The sequence below is a fragment of the Kribbella koreensis genome, assembly GCF_039525325.1.
In the GTDB taxonomy this organism is placed as follows: domain Bacteria; phylum Actinomycetota; class Actinomycetes; order Propionibacteriales; family Kribbellaceae; genus Kribbella; species Kribbella koreensis.
In genome coordinates this window covers 311,156-328,180 of sequence record NZ_BAAAHK010000020.1, presented here as the reverse complement: position 1 = coordinate 328,180, position 17,025 = coordinate 311,156, and the positions used below count along the sequence as shown (strand labels likewise).

The 17,025-nt window shown below is 68.3% G+C and carries 14 protein-coding genes; 6 read left to right on the top strand and 8 right to left on the bottom strand.

Features of this window, described 5'->3' with window-relative positions:
- Window positions 1–64 precede the first annotated feature (64 nt).
- Entirely contained in the window at window positions 65–1,015 is a 951-nt protein-coding gene (locus tag ABD116_RS36600; RefSeq protein WP_343981513.1) for a LysR family transcriptional regulator, read from the bottom strand.
- Window positions 1,016–1,170: 155 nt separating this feature from the next.
- Between ABD116_RS36600 and ABD116_RS36595 the strand changes: the two genes are divergently transcribed.
- Complete coding sequence (locus tag ABD116_RS36595) at window positions 1,171–2,385, top strand: MFS transporter (protein WP_343981510.1); 1,215 nt, start codon at window positions 1,171–1,173, stop codon at window positions 2,383–2,385.
- Between the two features lie 102 nt (window positions 2,386–2,487).
- On the opposite strand, the gene ABD116_RS36590 is transcribed toward ABD116_RS36595, so the two are convergent.
- Window positions 2,488–3,651 carry an SGNH/GDSL hydrolase family protein gene (locus ABD116_RS36590; RefSeq protein ID WP_343981507.1) on the bottom strand — a complete coding sequence of 388 codons (1,164 nt, stop codon included), beginning with the start codon at window positions 3,649–3,651 and terminating at the stop codon, window positions 2,488–2,490.
- Between the two features lie 47 nt (window positions 3,652–3,698).
- Between ABD116_RS36590 and ABD116_RS36585 the strand changes: the two genes are divergently transcribed.
- The 3 genes from ABD116_RS36585 to ABD116_RS36575 are packed head-to-tail and all read left to right on the top strand — an operon-like array spanning window position 3,699 to window position 6,437.
- Window positions 3,699–4,268, top strand: a complete 570-nt coding sequence (locus tag ABD116_RS36585; protein WP_343981504.1) for a TetR/AcrR family transcriptional regulator — start codon at window positions 3,699–3,701, stop codon at window positions 4,266–4,268.
- Between the two features lie 35 nt (window positions 4,269–4,303).
- Window positions 4,304–5,353, top strand: a complete 1,050-nt coding sequence (locus ABD116_RS36580) for a PHP domain-containing protein (protein ID WP_343981501.1) — start codon at window positions 4,304–4,306, stop codon at window positions 5,351–5,353.
- A gap of 10 nt (window positions 5,354–5,363) precedes the next feature.
- Window positions 5,364–6,437: a pirin family protein gene (locus ABD116_RS36575; protein WP_343981498.1), complete on the top strand. Its 1,074-nt coding sequence runs from the start codon at window positions 5,364–5,366 to the stop codon at window positions 6,435–6,437.
- Here ABD116_RS36575 and ABD116_RS36570 read toward each other — a convergent pair.
- Window positions 6,409–6,942, bottom strand: coding sequence for a hypothetical protein (locus ABD116_RS36570; protein WP_343981494.1), 534 nt, complete (start codon window positions 6,940–6,942; stop codon window positions 6,409–6,411). The genes ABD116_RS36575 and ABD116_RS36570 overlap by 29 nt on opposite strands.
- Before the next feature lie 74 nt (window positions 6,943–7,016).
- Entirely contained in the window at window positions 7,017–8,486 is a 1,470-nt protein-coding gene (locus ABD116_RS36565) for a peptide MFS transporter (RefSeq protein WP_343981491.1), read from the bottom strand.
- Window positions 8,487–8,667: 181 nt separating this feature from the next.
- On the opposite strand from ABD116_RS36565, the gene ABD116_RS36560 reads away from it, so the two are divergent.
- Both ABD116_RS36560 and sfnG read left to right on the top strand, forming a co-directional pair.
- Window positions 8,668–9,879: an acyl-CoA dehydrogenase family protein gene (locus ABD116_RS36560; RefSeq protein ID WP_343981488.1), complete on the top strand. Its 1,212-nt coding sequence runs from the start codon at window positions 8,668–8,670 to the stop codon at window positions 9,877–9,879.
- The gene (sfnG, locus tag ABD116_RS36555) at window positions 9,879–10,985 is read left to right on the top strand and encodes a dimethylsulfone monooxygenase SfnG (protein WP_343981485.1); all 1,107 of its coding nucleotides are present in this window, start codon (window positions 9,879–9,881) and stop codon (window positions 10,983–10,985) included. The genes ABD116_RS36560 and sfnG overlap by 1 nt, the downstream gene beginning before the upstream one ends.
- Here the strand turns inward: sfnG and ABD116_RS36550 are convergent.
- The 4 genes from ABD116_RS36550 to aceE all read right to left on the bottom strand — a co-directional run bounded on the left by ABD116_RS36550 (window position 10,982) and on the right by aceE (window position 16,934).
- Window positions 10,982–12,595 (bottom strand): helix-turn-helix transcriptional regulator, encoded by a 1,614-nt coding sequence (locus ABD116_RS36550; RefSeq protein ID WP_343981482.1) that lies wholly within the window; start codon window positions 12,593–12,595, stop codon window positions 10,982–10,984. The genes sfnG and ABD116_RS36550 overlap by 4 nt on opposite strands.
- A 55-nt stretch (window positions 12,596–12,650) precedes the next feature.
- Window positions 12,651–13,754, bottom strand: a complete 1,104-nt coding sequence (locus ABD116_RS36545; RefSeq protein WP_343981479.1) for a flavin-containing monooxygenase — start codon at window positions 13,752–13,754, stop codon at window positions 12,651–12,653.
- Complete coding sequence (locus ABD116_RS36540) at window positions 13,751–14,062, bottom strand: hypothetical protein (RefSeq protein ID WP_343981476.1); 312 nt, start codon at window positions 14,060–14,062, stop codon at window positions 13,751–13,753. The genes ABD116_RS36545 and ABD116_RS36540 overlap by 4 nt, the downstream gene beginning before the upstream one ends.
- Before the next feature lie 142 nt (window positions 14,063–14,204).
- Window positions 14,205–16,934 carry a pyruvate dehydrogenase (acetyl-transferring), homodimeric type gene (gene aceE, locus ABD116_RS36535; RefSeq protein WP_343981538.1) on the bottom strand — a complete coding sequence of 910 codons (2,730 nt, stop codon included), beginning with the start codon at window positions 16,932–16,934 and terminating at the stop codon, window positions 14,205–14,207.
- Window positions 16,935–17,025 lie beyond the last annotated feature (91 nt).

Here is a 17,025-nt window from a genome sequence, read left to right as displayed (position 1 = left end):
CTCACTTCGTGGGTTGCCCTCCCGGAATCTGAAGTGGCAACCCACCATCTGAGGGGTTAACCCCTCAGATGGGGCGGCGGGGCGGCCAGGTCGGGGTGGGTTGGGTAGGTCCGGAGGCGGTCGGGGTGGGGGTTCGGGGATGGGGGTGGCGGAGGAGGTGGGTGTGGAGGGTGGTCAGGGCGGGGTGGGGATTGGTGGTGCGCCAGATGAGGGAGTGCGGGTAGACGGGGGTTGGGTTGTGGAGGTCGATGCGGCGGAGGTCGTAGGCGGCCGGCCAGCGGAATCGGGTCAGCTGGCCGACGAAGGTGGCTCGGGTGGGTGCTTCGGCCAGCGCGTCGAGCAGGGAGTCGAGACCGAAGTTGGGTCCGGCCGTATCGATCGTGAAGCCGAAGGCGGTGGCGAGCTCGTCGTAGTACGCGGCCCACTCACTGCCGGCGATGTTGCCAGGCATCCAGATGGTTTGGTCTTTGAGATCTGCTGGACTGAGCGACTTGGCATCGGCTTGGGGGTGGGCCGGTCCGGTGAGGAGTTGCAGAGGCTCGTCGAAGACCCGGGTGCTGCTCAGCTCATCACCGATTGGATTGTGGAGGGCGCGGAAGGTGGCGTCGATGGTGCCTTCGCGGACTGCTTCTACGGCGGTAGTGCCGTTGGGGAGGTTGACGATGTCCAGGGCGACGGTGGGGTGGGCCCGGTGGAAGTCGCGGACGAGGACGGCCGGCGCGAGGAAGCCGCCGATGACGTCGACGCGGAGGGGGCGATTGCCGGGTTTCACCGAGGCGAGTGCCTGCTGCTCGGCGGTGAGGAGCGCTTGGGCGTGGGGGAGGAACGTCTGGCCGTCGACGGTGAGCCGGGCGCCACGCGCAGTACGGGTGAAGAGTTTGACGCCCAGGTGGCTTTCGAGGGCGGCGATGCGTTTGGAGACGGCCTGCTGGGTGATGCCGAGGTCATCGGCCGCGTCCTGGAACTTGCCCGCGGCGGCAGCCGCGACGAACGTGCGCACGGCGTCGAGATCCACGTCGTCTGTTCTACAGCGCCCGAGGTGCGGGCCTTGTTCTGCCACCTCGGGAGTACTGGTTCTGCCACCTCGGGAGTACTCGACAACCGCCGGTTGTGGCTCGCCGGGTCCGCGGTTGTTTGAGCCGAGGCCTCGCGGCGCGGTTTGATCCTGCGGTGAGTGAGCGCGGGTTGGGGCGGCAGTTCGGCTGGTTGTGGACCTCGTACGCCGTGAGCACGGTCGGCACCTGGTTCGCCTTCGACGCGTTCCCGCTGATCGCGATCCTGGTCCTGCACTCCGGGCCCGGTCAGGTATCGCTGCTGGCGGCCATCGGGTTGGCTGTCGGGGCCGTGGTCGCGATACCGCTCGGCCCGTGGGTGGAGTTCCGCCGCAAGATACCGGTGATGATCGGGATGGACCTGGTCCGCTTCGTCGCGCTGGCGACCATCCCTCTCGCGTACTGGCTGGGCCGGCTCAGCTTCCTCCAGCTGGTGGTCGTCTCGGTCGTGGTCGGCGCCGCCGACAACGCGTTCACCGCGGCGACGGGCGCAGTGATGAAGGCCGTCGTACCGCGCTCGCGCCTGGTCGTCGCGACCGGCCGCTTCGAGTCGACCACGTGGACGGCCACCATGATCGGCCCGCCGCTCGGTGGCGCGTCGATCGGCCTCTTCGGCCCTGTCGTCACGGTCGTGGTCGATGCGGTCAGCTACTTGCTCTCGGCGCTGAGCGTCCGTGCGATCCGCCTGCGGGAGAGCCCGCCTGTACGTCGTACCGAGCGCCTGCGGCCGGCCGACCTGCTCGACGGCTGGCGCTACATCCTCGAGCATCCGTCGCTGCGGTTGCTGTTCTTCAACGGCGTACTGACCAGCGGTTTGATCATGGCGACGGCGCCGCTGTTGGCTGTGCTGATGCTGGGGGAACTCGGCTTCGCCCCTTGGCAGTACGCCCTGGCCTTCGGCCTACCCTGCATAGGCGGCCTGATCGGGTCGAGGCTGTCGGCGCCGTTGGCTGCGCGCTTCGGTTCGCACCGGGTGTTGATGGTGACAGGCTGGCTGCGAGCCTTCTGGCTTCTGGGGTTGGCCTTCGTGCAGCCCGGGGTGGTGGGCCTGCTGACGGTGATCCTGGTGGAGCTCGGACTGATCACCTGCATGGGCATCTTCATGCCCCTCTTCGCCGCCTACCGCCTAACCGAAACCCCAGACGACCGAGTAGCCCGCACCCTCTCCGCCTGGTCGATCTCCAGCAAGGCGGTCATCGCCCTGATGACCGCCCTGTGGGGCGTGCTGGCGGCCGCCACCACGCCCCGCATCGCGGTAGCAGCCGCCGGAACCCTCATCCTCGCAACCCCACTGCTGCTCCCTCGCCGCACGCAGATCACCGTCGACCGCTGAACAAGCACCCTGCAGCCCGCCGGACTCTGCCGCCTCGCCTGCCCGCGGGCCGCTGGGCACGGCGCGTCCAGCTGGCCGCTGTGTGCTCTCGCCGAGCCGGGCTCACCTGCCTCCGAACGCGCCGAACGCGCCGAACGCGCCGAACGCTAGGTCGGCGAAACGCGCGGCCATCTCGTGGTGAGTTGCGTTGTCGGGGTGCAGCTGGTCCGGCAGTGGCCGGAGGGCGAACTCGGCCTCGCCGTACAGTTCGCGGCCGTCGAGGTAGTACAGGTTGGGGTCGTCCTTCGCCCGGGAGGCCGTGAGGTCGGCCAGTTCGTTGCGGATCCAGTTGAGGGTTAGTTTGCCGGGTTCGGTCGGGTCGCCGGTGGCTTTGAACTGGACCTTGCCGTCGACGAACTCCGGGGCGCACGGTCCGGGGGTGTCTTCATGGATCGGGCAGTAGATGGACGAGATCACCAGCAGCGGTGTGGTCGGATGCCCCTCGCGGATGGTGTCGAGGAACCCGTGTACCGCCGGACCGAACGCGCGTTGCCGCATCAGGTCGGCGTTGACGAGGTTGATGCCGAGCTTCACGCTGATCAGGTCGGCTTCGAGATCGCGCATCGTCCGGGCGGTGAACGGATCGAGCAGCGCGCTGCCGCCGAAGCCGAGGTTGACCAGGTCGACGCCACCCTGCCGGGCCGCGAGCGCCGGCCAGAGCTGCGTCGGGCTGTCCGCGTTCGAGCCGTGGCTGATCGAGCTGCCGTGGTGCAACCAGACCGGCCTGTTGCTGCCCACCGGCTGTTCGATCGGCGTATCGGTGCGCAGGGCAACCAATTCGGTGCGCTCCCGGTGGGGGAGCCAGATCTCGACGTCCTTCTCGCCCGATGGAAGCGTTGCGAAGGTGACGGTCGTCGGCGACCCAGGGGTGAACTCGGTAGTCCCGGCGGCCATGTCGATGGTGAGGACGTTCCCGCCCGTCGCGTGCGCCTGGGCCGTGAGCCGGCCGTCGACGAGCAGGTCGTAGACGCCGGCCGGGGCGGTGGGCGCACCGGCGTACAGGACCTTGGTCGGCAGTACGTCCAGTTCGATCTCGGTGGCGGCGGTCCGGAAGACGAGCCGTACGCCGGAAGGCTGCGCCTCGGCCATCGCGAGCTGCCCGTCCGTCGACTGCGCCCGGGCCCACGCCGGGAGACGATGCGGCAGTACGCCGTACCGGGTGTCCTCCAGCTCGACCGCGCCACGGACGAGCCGGCTGTCGATCGGTGTAGTGATCCAAGTGCTCATAGGTAGTATCCTAGACCCTCTAGGCAAACCGATATCCGAGGAGCCACATGCCGCGCGTGGGAATGACCGCCGACCGCCTGACCCAGGCCGCGGCCGAACTGGCCGACGAGATCGGCTTCGCCAACGTCACCGTCTCCGCCCTGGCCCGCCACTTCGGCGTGAAAGACGCCAGCCTCTACTCCCACATCAAGAACGCGAAGGACCTCCGCGCCCGAGTAGCCGCCCAGGCCCTCACCGAGCTAGCCGACCAGGTAGCCACCAACATGGCCGGCCGCTCCGGCAAAGACGCCCTAGCCGCCTTCGCCAACTCCTACCGCGACTACGCCACCCAACACCCCGGCCGCTACGCCGCCATGCAACAAGACCTGGACGCCGACGGCCCAGCAGCAGCCCCCGCCCGCCGCCACGCTGACCTGACCCGCTCCATCCTCCACGCGTACAACCTCACCCCCGAGGCCCAGATCGACGCCATCCGCCTCCTCGGCGCCACCCTCCACGGCTACATAACCCTCGAACTACAAGGCTCCTACCGCCACACCCCCCGCCCCTCCCAGTCCTCCTGGCAAGTAGCCCTAACAGCCCTCCACACCCTCCTCACCAACTGGCCGGAGGATTAGCGGTTCTTGTCCCTGGGAGGCGGCATGATGGGGGGATGAGTGATCGGGCGGGTGTTGAGGCTGCGGTGGGGGCGCTGCGGAAGATTGGGTACTTTCTGGAGCGGGAGCGGCAGCCTACGCATCGGGTGAAGGCTTATCGGCGGGCGGCGGACACGATCGAGGCGTTGCCGGCGGCTGAGGTGCGGGCTCGGCGGCGGGCGGGGACGTTGACCGAGTTGTCGGGGATCGGGCCGAAGACGGAGGCCGTGATCATCGAGGCGATGGACGGCGAGACGCCGGCGTACCTGGTGAAGCTGGAGAAGGCGGCGGGGGAGCTGACCTCGGCCGGCGCCGGTACTACGTTGCGCGCCGAACTGAAGGCCGACCTGCATCTGCATTCCGACTGGTCCGACGGCGGCAGCCCGATCGAGGAGATGGCCCGTACTGCGGCCGCGCTCGGGCACAAGTACATGGCGCTCACCGATCACTCGCCCCGGCTGACCGTCGCCAACGGACTGTCCCGCGAGCGGCGGTTGCAGCAGTTGGACGTCGTCGCCGAGCTGAACAAGAAGCTGGCCGACGAGCTGGACGGGTTCACGATCCTCAACGGGATCGAGGTCGACATCCTCGACGACGGCTCGCTCGACTGCGACAGCGAGATCCTCGCGCGGCTCGACCTCGTCGTCGCGAGCGTGCACTCCAAGCTCCGGATGGACTCGGAGGCGATGACCGAGCGGATGGTCCGCGCGATCGCCAACCCGCACGTCGACGTACTGGGCCACTGCACCGGCCGGCTGATCACCGGCGAGCGCGGCACCCGGCCGGAATCGCAGTTCGACGCCGAGGTGGTGTTCGAGGCCTGCAAGCAGTTCGGTACCGCCGTCGAGATCAACTCCCGCCCCGAACGCCTCGACCCGCCGCGCAGGCTCCTGTCCATGGCAGTCGAGACCGGTTGCGTCTTCTCCATCGACACCGACGCCCACGCGCCCGGCCAGCTCGACTGGCAGATCTACGGCTGCGAGCGGGCCGAGGAGTGCGAGGTACCGACCGATCGCGTCATCAACACCTGGGATGCCCCGGCCCTGCTGGAGTGGGCCGCGGGGTGATACTCGGAGCATGAGCAACCTGGACGAGCATCCCGCTGAAGGTGTCTGTGGTGGCGAGGGCGCCGAGGGGCCGGTGATCGAGCTGCTCGAGGCGCGCGAAGTGGTGCTCGGGCGGACGACGAGGGTGCGGCGGCTGTTGCCGAACAAGGATCGCCGGATGGTCGGGGCCTGGTGCTTCGTCGATCATTACGGGCCGGATGACCTGACTGCGCGCGTCGATTCGTACGACGTACCGGGCGAGCGCGGCATGCTCGTGCCCCCACATCCGCACACCAGCCTGCAGACGGTCAGTTGGTTGTTCGAGGGCGAGATCGAGCACCGCGACAGCGTCGGTTCGCACGCGATGGTCCGGCCGGGCGAACTCAACATCATGACCGCCGGCAACGGCATCGCCCACTCCGAGGTCTCGCTGCCGGATGGCCCACCGACGCTGCACGGCGCCCAACTCTGGGTCGCCCTGCCCGACTCCCAGCGGACCACGGTCCCACCGCACTTCAACGCGTACGCCGACCTGCCCGAGCTGACCCTTGATGGTGCACACGGCACCGTGATGATCGGTACGGTCGCCGGCATCACGTCACCCGCCCCCGCCTACACCCCGCTCGTCGGCGCCGACCTCCAACTCGAAGGCGCGACCACCCTCCCACTCACTCCAGCCTTCGAGTACGCCGTCCTGGTAGTCGCCGGCTCCCTGACCGTCAGCGACCCGACCCCCGCCGACCCGACCGCCGCCGACCCGACCGCCAGTGACCCGACCGTCGGCGATCGGACAACTGCGGGCCTGACTGCCGGCTTCGGCGAGATGGTCTATCTGGGGGCCGGCCGTGACGATATCGAGCTGACCGGCGATGCCCGCTTCCTGCTGCTCGGCGGCGAGCCCTTCGAGGAACAGCTCGTCATGTGGTGGAACTTCATCGGCCGCTCCCACGAGGAGATCGTTGCCGCCCGCAACGACTGGATGGCGTCGATCGAGGCCCAAGGCACCGACCGCTTCCCAACAGTCCCCGGCTACGACGGCGACGCCCTCCCCGCCCCACCCCTCCCAGCCACCCGCCTCAAACCCCGCCCACGTTCCCGACGATGACCGTGCTGCCCCGCCGCCGTCGCCAATAGGCCCAGGTCAGTACCAGTAGTGCCGGCCCCCAGAGCTGCAACGGCGCGTAGCAACTGATCATCAGCGCCGCCGCCGCGTCACTCGAGAACGGCAGGAAGTCCCCGCTGAAGACATCCCGGAACCCATAGGTCCAGATCGCGATCAGCGACAACGCACCCAACGTCGCCGGAATGATCGCCGCGTACGGCGCCACCCGCCGCCCACCCAGCCACGGAATCCATCGCGGCACCACCTCACCCCACGGCTTGACCATCCCGAAGGCCGTCAACGCAACCGCCTCCGAGAACAAGCTCAGGCAGACGATGTAGACCCCCTGCCAAACCCCCTCCACCCGAGCCGGCCGTCCGTAGTCGTCGAGCATCCCCATCGACGACCCGGCCACCAACCCCAGCCGCCACAGCCCCGACGGCAGCGTCAGCAACGGGATCACGTGTGCCAGGCGGTAGGCCCAGCGCGGTACAGGATGCTCGGTCATGACACCGAGCATCCCGGGCAGCGCGGCTCAGGTCCTCACTCCGCAAAGGGATCCGGCTCCCTCCGCAGAGGGGCTCAGCTGCGGGCGTCCGCGTGGCGGCGGATCCAGGGGGCCAGGAAGTAGAGCACCAGGGCGAAGGCGATGGTGACGATCGCCAGGCCGCCGAAGTACGCGGTGTCCGAGGCGCCTTCGGTGGCTTGGACCAACTGGGCGGTGATGGCTTGTCCGGCAGCGGGAGCCAGGAACCAGAGGGCCATCATCTGGCTGGTGAAGGCCTTGGGCGCCAGCAATGTCGTGGCGGCCAGGCCGACGGGGGAGAGGAAGAGTTCGCCGAGGGTCTGGATCACGTACACGACGACCAGCCACAGCGGCGAGGCCAAAGACTCTCCGGCGACCGATGAGGCCAGCGACATCACGGCGAAGGAGATGCCGGCGAACAGCAGACCGGTGGCGAACTTCTGCCCGATGCTCGGCCCACGATCGCCGAGCCTGATCCAGATCAGCGCGAAGACCGGCGCGAGCACGATGATGCTGAACGGGTTCACCGACTGGAAGAACTCCGGCGTGATCGAGATCCCGAGCACCGACAGCCTGGTCCGGTCGGCCGCGAACGTGGTCAGCGTCGTCGCGGCCTGCTCGAAGACCATGAAGAACAGCATCGCCGCGATGAACAGCGGGATGTACGCCCGGACCCGGCGCCGCTCGTCGGGCTCGACCAGCGGGCTGCGCAGCAGCATGGTGAAGTACGCGATCGGCGCCAGGAAACACAGGTACGAGATCGCGTCGACCACCGGCTTCGGGCCGACCCCGCCGGAGCTCCAGGCGGACAAGGCGAAAACGATCCCGAGCACGGCGAGCACGGCCACGGTGATCTTGACCATCGTCGGCCGGTCCTCGGCGGTCAGCGGGTTCGGCGGGGTGTCGCCGCGACCGTGCAGCGTCCGCCGGCCGAGCACGTACGCGACCAGCGCCAGCGTCATACCGACCGCAGCAGCGGCGAAGGCGGCGTGGAAGCCGAGGTTGCGGCGCAGGAAGCCGACCACGAACGGCGCGCTGAACGAGCCGATGTTGATCCCCATGTAGAAGATCGAGAACGCCGAGTCGCGCCGGGTGTCGTCCTTGGCGTACAGGTTGCCGACCATCGTCGACACGTTCGGCTTCAGCAGTCCGGTGCCGAGGGCAACCAGCGCGATACCGACGTACGCGAGCCCCTCGACCGGGATCGCCAGGCAGAGGTGGCCGGTGACGATCACGGTACCGCCGTACAGCACCGTCCGGCGCGCCCCGAACACCCGGTCCGCGAACCAGCCGCCGAGCACCGACAGCAGGTAGACCGACGCTCCGTAGATCGAGACGACCGCCTGCCCGAGCGACTCACCCAGGCCGAGCCCGTGCGCCTTGTCGGTCAGGTAGAGCAACAGGATCGCGCGCATCCCGTAGTAGCTGAACCGCTCCCACAACTCGGTGGTGAACAGCGTCATCAACCCACGCGGATGCCCGAAGAACTGCTTCTCCTCGGTCTCTACCTGTTGCGTTCCCGACACGCTCGACTACTCCTTGTGGTTGGAAAACGTCCCCCTTGACCGTAGTCGGTTGCGAACCCCAACGACCAATCGGGGAGTGTCCACCGGCTGAGACGGCGCCGACGGAGCGTGATAGTTCAGTAACTTCATAGACATTGAGGTAAAAGCCAGCAGCTTCCAGACCCCCGAAAGAGGACCCTCCATGAGCACCGAGACGCACGCGTTGTCCACCGTCACCCCGAGAACGCCCGAGCAATGGATCCAGCGAGCCGCCGAGGTGGCCGCGATCCTGGCCGTCGACGCGGTCGACCGCGACCGGGCCGGCGCCACGCCGTACGACGAAGTGCGGTTGCTCAAGGAGTCCGGCCTCGTCACCCTGCTCGGCCCGACCGAGCACGGCGGTGGTGGTCAGACCTGGCCGACGGCGTACCAGGTGATCCGCACGGTCGCCACCGCCGATGGGTCGATCGGGCAACTACTCGGCTATCACCTGCTCTGGTTCTGGGCCGCGCGGCTGGTCGGTACGAAGGAACAGATCGCGCACGTCGAGGCGGAAGCCACCAAGAACAAGTGGTTCTTCGGCGGCGCGGTCAATCCGCGCGACTCCGATGTCGTGGTCGCCGACGAGGGCAGCACGATCGTGTTCAACGGCCGCAAGAGCTTCTCGACCGGCAGCAAGGTCTCCGACGTCACCGTGCTCGAAGGCACCCTGCTCGACAGCGGGACGCACGTCTTCGCGATCGTGCCGTCGGACATCGAAGGGCTGACCTTCCACGACGACTGGGACAACCTCGGCCAGCGGCTGACCGAGAGCGGCAGCGTCAGCCTCAACCACGTGCGGGTCCCGTGGGAACAGGCGGCCGGGTTCGTCGGCAAGACCTTCCAGCCTCGCGTCTACAACACGCTGAACGTCCCGACCATCCAGCTCGTCTTCGTCAACTTCTATCTGGGAATCGCTCGCGGGGCGTTGGAGACGGCGCTCACCTACACCCAGGAGAAGAGCCGCTCCTGGCTGCACGGCGGCTACTCGACGGCGGCCGAAGAGCCTTATGTCATTGACTTGTACGGCGATCTGCAGGCGAAACTCTGGGCCGTGGAGGCGCTCGCCGATGCCGTCGCACTCGAGGGGCAGCGGATCCACGAGAATGCCTGGGAAGTGACCGCAGAGCAACGCGGCGAGCACGAGGTCCGGGTGGCCGCGGTGAAGGCTCGTGCGACCGATGTCGCGCTGGAGGTGACCAACCGGATCTTCGAGGTCACCGGTGCTCGCTCGACTGCCTCGCGTGAGGGACTCGACCGGTTCTGGCGCAATGTGCGGACGCATACGCTGCACGATCCGGTCGCCTACAAACGGCGCGAGGTCGGCCGGCACCTGCTGACCGGCGAGCTGCCCGAGCCGACCTGGTACTCCTGATGACGACGGAGCGGGTGTCGGACCAGACCAAGTTCGCCTACTGGGTCCCCAACGTCAGTGGCGGCCTGGTCACCAGCGACATCGAGCAACGGACCGGCTGGGACTACGAGTACAACAAGAAGCTGGCGCAGACTGCCGAACGGGTGGGGTTCGAGTACGCGCTGAGCCAGGTCCGCTACACGGCCAGCTACGGCGCCGAGTTCCAGCACGAGTCGACCAGCTTCAGTCTGGCGTTGCTGTTGGCAACGGAACGGCTCAAGGTGATCGCGGCGGTGCATCCGGGGTTGTGGCAACCCGGCGTACTGGCGAAGCTCGGGGCGACGGCGGATCATCTGTCCAACGGCCGGTTCGCGGTGAATGTGGTCAGCGGGTGGTTCAAGGGCGAGTTCACCGCGCTGGGGGAGCCGTGGCTGGAGCATGACGAGCGGTACCGGCGGTCGGCGGAGTTCTTGCAGGTACTGCGGAAGCTCTGGAGCGAGGACGAGGTGGAGTTCGCCGGCGACTTCTACCGGATCCGCGACTTCACGTTGAAGCCCAAACCAAGAGTCGTCCCCGAGCTCTTCCAGGGTGGCAACTCGACGGCGGCCCGCGACAACGCGGGTAGATACTCCGACTGGTACTTCTCCAACGGCAAGGACTTCGACGGGGTCACCGAGCAACTGCTCGACGTCCGGCGTACCGCCCGAGCGGCCGGCCGTGAGGTGAAGTTCGGGCTGAACGGTTTCGTCATCGCCCGCGACACCGAGAAGGAGGCCCGCGAGGTCCTCCGCGAAATCGTCGCCAAGGCCAACAAGCCCGCGGTGGAGGGGTTCAGAGCCGCCGTCACCCAGGCCGGCGCATCGGCTTCGGACAGCAAGGGCATGTGGGCGGATTCGTCCTTCGAGGACCTGGTCCAGTACAACGACGGCTTCCGCACTCAACTGATCGGCACCCCCGAACAGATCGCCGAACGCATCGTCAGCTACCGCCGCCGCGGCGTCGATCTCATCCTGGCCGGCTTTCTCCACTTCCAGGAAGAAGTCGAGTACTTCGGCGCGAAGGTGCTCCCGCTGGTCAGGGAGCTCGAGGCGGCCACGGCCGAGGTAGAGCTCGAGGTAGCTGTCTAGAGCAGGTCGTGGGCGTGGGCGTAGGCAACCGCGGCGGTGCGGGACGGCACGTCGAGTTTGGTGAAGATGTTGGACAGGTGCCGGGCGACCGTCTTGTCGCTGAGCACGAGGTGCTGCGCGATCTCCGTGTTGCTGTTGCCGGCAGCAACCAGGCGCAGTACCTCGAGCTCGCGGACCGTGAGGCCGCCGGCCGCCTTCCGGAGCAGCAGTCGGTCGATGCTCTCGGTCACCGCGCCCAGTTCGGCGAACGCCTGCCCGGCGGCAGTCAGCTCGGACGTTGCCGAGTCCTCGTCGCCGAGGATCCGGAAGGCGCGTCCGACCAGCACCCTGGCGCGGGCGACCTCGTACGGCGCTTGCAGCCCGGTCCAGAGCTGCGTGGCGAGCCGGGCGCATGGGAGGGCACGGCCGGCGTCATCGGCGGCCAGCGCGACGAGCCCGGCGCAGTACGCCGCCGTTGCCCTCAGCCCGGTACAGCCGAAGGCCTCAGCGATCTTCGTCAGCTCGCCCGCCGCGGCTTCGGCTTCGTCGCCGCAGTCACCGGCGACGAAAATCTCCGTCGCCGCGGGCAGCAGTCGGGACCGGTGCACGGGGTCAGGCGTTTCGGCGAGCAGCCGGCGAATGGCGGCGAGTGCGGCCGGCGTACGCCCACGAGCGAGCCACAGCAGGGCCATACCGGGCTGAGGCTCGTACCCGAATCCTGAGGCCTGCTCATAACAGGACTCGGCGGCCGCGAGCTCGCCACGGATCCGCAGTACGTCTCCGCACTCACTCAATGCCAGTCCGGCCGCTCCCTGCGAGTTCGTGGCCGCATAGCGCCGGCGGGCGAGCTCGAACTCCTCCAGCGCCTCGCTGAAGGCCCCGCGCAGCCGCAGGATCTGTCCGCGATGGACAGCGCACTGGCCGGTGAACGGCACCAGGTCGGGCTGTGTGTCGCACCAGCGGGTCAGCGCGGTCGTCCACGCGGAGGCCCGGCCGAAGTCGGCCACCTCCTGGCAGGCCTCGATCATCGCGCAGTAGACATTGCCCGCGAAGATCGGCGACAGCTCGCCGGCTGCGACCGCGACCATCGCCTCGTCCAGCAGCGCGAGGCCTTCCGGTACCTGTCCGGAGTACATCAGCAGGCGGCCCTGGCAGACCAGGCCCTGCGCCACCAGATCGGGTTCGCCGAACCGGCGGCCGAGGTCGGCGATCTCGCTGCCGATCCGCAACGCGTTCGCGAAGTCCTGCTGGTCCAGGTACCGGAAGAAGTCGTGGATCAGGAGGTAGCCCCGCTCCACCACGTCGTCCGGCTGGTCGGCCAGCAGTCGCTGGGCCCGGGCGACCCAGCCGGCCGCGACCGCCGCCTCGCCACGAGTGCTCAGCACCAGCCCGAGCCAGAAGGCGAAGCGGACCGCGCCCAGGGTGTGGCCGCTGTCGACGTGGGCCTGATAGCCCCGCTGAAGGGCCCGGATGCAGGCGTCGTCGTCGCCCGCCAGAAACGCGGCGGTGGCGAGCTTCAGCAGGTCGTCAGGGCCGAGGTCGGCGACCAGCGACAGGCGGTCGTAGGCAGCCGCCCAGTCCCGCCGCTCGAAGGCCCGGCGTGCCAGCTCGAGGTCGTCGACGATGCCCATCGCCCATCTCCTCCGCGGAGAGTCCCCTTTCAGCTGAGGATACGCGCCGAGCACCTCAGGCGGCGGTGACGGTTCTGGCGGCCGTGGAACGGGCGACGATGCGCTTGGCAACGTACTCCGCGTCCCGGCCGACGCCGGGCAGGGTCATCGAGGTGAAGGCGTACTGGAAGCACAGGCCGCAGAAGAACAGGCCGGGCGCGCCGTCGGCGACACCACGCATCTCCTCGGGCCAGCCGTCCGGACCGATGACCGGCGCCTTGATCCAGTCGAACACCTGGCGGAACCCGGTGCACCAGACGACGTTCGCCACGTCCATCACCCGGCCGTCGTCGAGTACGGGCCGTCCGTCCTGGACGCCGGCGACCCGGTTGTGCACCCGCTCGACGCCGCGCTCGAGCAGGTTCTCCCGCTTGACCCTGAGCATCGGTCCGCCGTGGTACCGGATCTCGTGGAGCTCCTTGCGGCCCATCGGCGTCCGGCGGGTGATCAGGTGCTTGCCGAGGAAGAGGAAGACCGGGAAGAAGATCCGGGCGCCCTTCTTCTCCAGCCGGACCGGGATCTGACCGGGGTCGCGGCCGGCCAGCACGGTGGGATGGGTCGTGACGACCTCGTACGCGATGTCGGTACCCGAGTGCGAGCCGCCGACGACCAGGACCGGCCCGTCCTTGAGCTGCGCCGGGCGCCGGTACTCGCTGGAGTGGAGTTGCCGGATCGCCGGGTCGAGGTCGACGGCGAAGTCGGGCAGGTACGGCGTACGGCCGAAGGTGCCGGTGGCAACGACCACGTTGGTGGCCAGGATCCGCCGGTCGCCGGTAATCAGGGCGTAGCCGCCGTCGTCCAGCGGCTCGAGCTGGTCCACCGTCGTCCTGGTGCGAACCGGCAGCTCGAAGTGGGCGGCGTACGACTCCAGGTAGTCGGCGACCTCGTCCTTGGTCGGGTAGGACCACTTGCTGCCCGGGAAGGGCATGCCCGGCAGCCCGTCGTACTTCTTCGGCGTGAAGAGCCGCAGCGAGTCCCACTGCGCCCGCCAGTTGTCACCCACCCGCGCGTTCCCGTCGAGGATGACGAACCGCCGTCCCCGCTTCCGCAGGTGATACCCGGTCGCCAGCCCGGCCTGCCCAGCTCCGATGATGACAGTCTCAATGCTTTCGGTGATCATGCGAGTCTCCGCTCAGTGCGTTGCGTGCCGGGCGCTCGACGGGCCGGCCGGTAGCGCAAGCACCACAGCAGCATCAGCCCGGTCGTCACGACGTAGAAGCCGTGCAAGGCCCAGATCGGCCCTACCGGCAGGTGCACCACGTAGATGCAGTGGACGGCGTTGCCGATGTTGGCGAGGACGAGATTCGCCAGGCTGTACGACGAGAGGTCCCTCGTCCGCGCCGCCTTCACCACCATCGGCAGGGTGCTCGACGCGAACAGGAGGGTCGATACCGTCCCCGCGAGTAGAGCGATGCCTGCGCCAGTCATGTCACCGACGGTATGAGCGGGGCGGCAGTGGCCGCGTCGGTCGCAATACCCAACTGCTTGCGGCCTGTACTACGTACTTTCTCGTAGACGGCGAAGGGCCGCCCACCGGATCGGTGGACGGCCCTTGGCGTGAGCTATTTCGTCAGGCGCCGGCGCCCTCTTGCTTGACTCCGGCTACCGCGGTCGGGTCGTCGATGCGGTACTTGCGGGCTGCCTCCGCGGCCACCTCGCGCTTGACCTCGCCGCGCTTGGCCAGGATCTCCAGGGCGGCGACGACGATCGACTCGGCGTCCACCTGGAAGTGCCGGCGGGCCGCCGCGCGGGTGTCGGCCAGGCCCCAGCCGTCGGTGCCCAGCGAGGTGTAGTCGTTCGGCACCCAGCGGGAGATCTGGTCCTGCACCGCGCGCATGAAGTCGCTGACCGCGACGACCGGGCCCTTGGTGTCCTTCAGCTGCTGGGTGATGAACGGGACCCGCTCATCCTCGTCCGGGTGCAGCAGGTTGTGCTGCTCCGCGGCGATCGCGTCGCGGCGCAGCTCGTTCCACGACGTCACCGACCAGATGTCGGCGGCCACCGAGTACTCCTCGGCGAGGATCTGCTGGGCCTTGCGGACCCACGGCAGCGCGACACCCGAGCCGAGCAGCTGGACGCGCGGTACGTCGTCGCCCGAGGCCGTCTGGTACTCCTCGAAGCGGTACATGCCCTTGAGCAGGGCCGCGACGTCGAGATCCTTCGGCTCGGCCGGCTGCGCGACCGGCTCGTTGTAGACGGTCAGGTAGTAGAAGACGTCCTCGCCGTACGGCTTGTCCTTGTCCAGCCCGTAGCCGTACATCCGGCGCAGGCCGTCCTTGACGATGTGCGCGACCTCGTAGGCGAACGCGGGGTCGTAGTGCACGGCCGCCGGGTTCGACGAGGCGAGCAGCGGCGAGTGGCCGTCCGCGTGCTGCAGACCTTCACCCGTCAGCGTCGTCCGGCCCGCGGTGGCGCCGATCAGGAAGCCGCGGCCGAGCTGGTCGCCGAGCGCCCAGAGCTGGTCGCCGGTGCGCTGGAACCCGAACATCGAGTAGAAGATGTAGAACGGGATCATCGGCTCGCCGTGCGTCGCGTACGCCGTACCGGCGGCGATCATCGAGCCCATCGCGCCGGCCTCGCTGATGCCCTCGTGCAGCAGCTGACCCTTCTCCGACTCCTTGTAGGCGAGGAGCAGATTGCGGTCGACGGCCTCGTACGTCTGCCCGTGCGGCGAGTAGATCTTCGCCGTCGGGAACATCGAGTCCATCCCGAAGGTGCGGTACTCGTCGGGGGCGATCGGGACGATCCGGTGGCCGATCTCCGGGTCCTTCATCAGGTCACGGAACAGCCGGACGAGCGCCATCGTGGTCGCCACCGGGGTCTTCTCGTTGCCCTTGGCCAGCGGCTTGTAGACGTCGTCACCAGGCAGCTTCAGCGTCTTCGGCCGGACCCTGCGCTCGGGCAGGAAGCCACCGAGCTGCGACCGCCGCTCCATCATGTACTGGTACTCCGGGGAGTCCTTGCCCGGGTGGAAGTACGGCGGGTTGTAGGCGTCCTCGAGGTCCTTGTCCTCGATCGGCAGGTAGAGCCGGTCGCGGAAGGTCTTCAGGTCGTCGGAGGTGAGCTTCTTCATCTGGTGGGTCGCGTTGCGGCCCTCCAGCGCCTCGATCGTCCAGCCCTTGACGGTCTGGGCCAGGATGACGGTCGGCTGGCCGACGTGCTCCTTGGCGCTCTTGAAGGCCGCGTAGACCTTGCGGTAGTCGTGACCGCCGCGGGGCAGCTTGCGCAGGTCCTCGTCGGACAGGTTGCGGACCATCGCCTGCAGCCGCTGGTCGCCGCCGAAGAAGTTGTTCCGGATGTACTCGCCGGACTCGACCGAGTAGGTCTGGAACTGGCCGTCCGGGGTGGTGTTCATCTTGTTGACCAGGGCGCCGTCGTGGTCCTGCGCGAGCAGCGCGTCCCACTCCCGGCCCCAGACCACCTTGATGACGTTCCAGCCGGCGCCACGGAAGTACGCCTCGAGTTCCTGGATCACCTTGCCGTTGCCGCGGACCGGGCCGTCCAGCTGCTGCAGGTTGCAGTTGACCACGAAGGTCAGGTTGTCGAGCTCCTCGCGGGCGGCCAGGCCGATCGCGCCGAGCGACTCCGGCTCACCCATCTCGCCGTCACCGAGGAACGTCCAGACGTGCTGGTCGCTGGTGTCCTTGATGCCGCGGTTGTGCAGGTACCGGTTGAAGCGCGCCTGGTAGATCGAGTCCAGCGCCGCCAGCCCCATCGAGACCGTCGGGTACTCCCAGAAGTCGGGCATCAACCGCGGGTGCGGGTACGACGACAGGCCCTGGTGCGGACCGCGGGAGACCTCTTGGCGGAACCCGTCCAGCTGGTCGGCGGTCAGCCGGCCCTCGAGGAAGGCCCGGGCGTACATACCGGGGGAGGCGTGACCCTGGATGAAGATCTGGTCGCCACCGCCCGGGTGGTCCTTGCCCCGGAAGAAGTGGTTGAAGCCGACCTCGTACAGGCTGGCCGCCGACTGGTAGGTGGCGATGTGGCCGCCGACCTCCAGGCCCTTGCGGTTGGCCTTGCTCACCATCACCGCGGCGTTCCACCGGATGAAGGCCCGGATCCGCCGCTCGATGTGCTCGTCGCCGGGGAACCACGGCTCGCGCTCGGGCGGGATCGAGTTGATGTAGTCCGTGCTCCGCAGCGCGGGCACCCCCACCTGTCGCTCCCGCGCCCGCTCGATCAGCTTGAGCATCAGGTAGCGCGCTCGCGCCTTGCCGCGTTCGTCCAGCACGGCGTCGAGCGACTCGACCCACTCGCGGGTCTCGTCGGGGTCGATGTCGGGGAGCTGGGTGGGCATCCCCTCGGTGATGATGGCTGGTGGTTCGTGTCCGGAAGCCACGGGTGTCCTGCCTGTCTGTCTAGTCGGTCCTACTCCAGTGCTGAGTGAT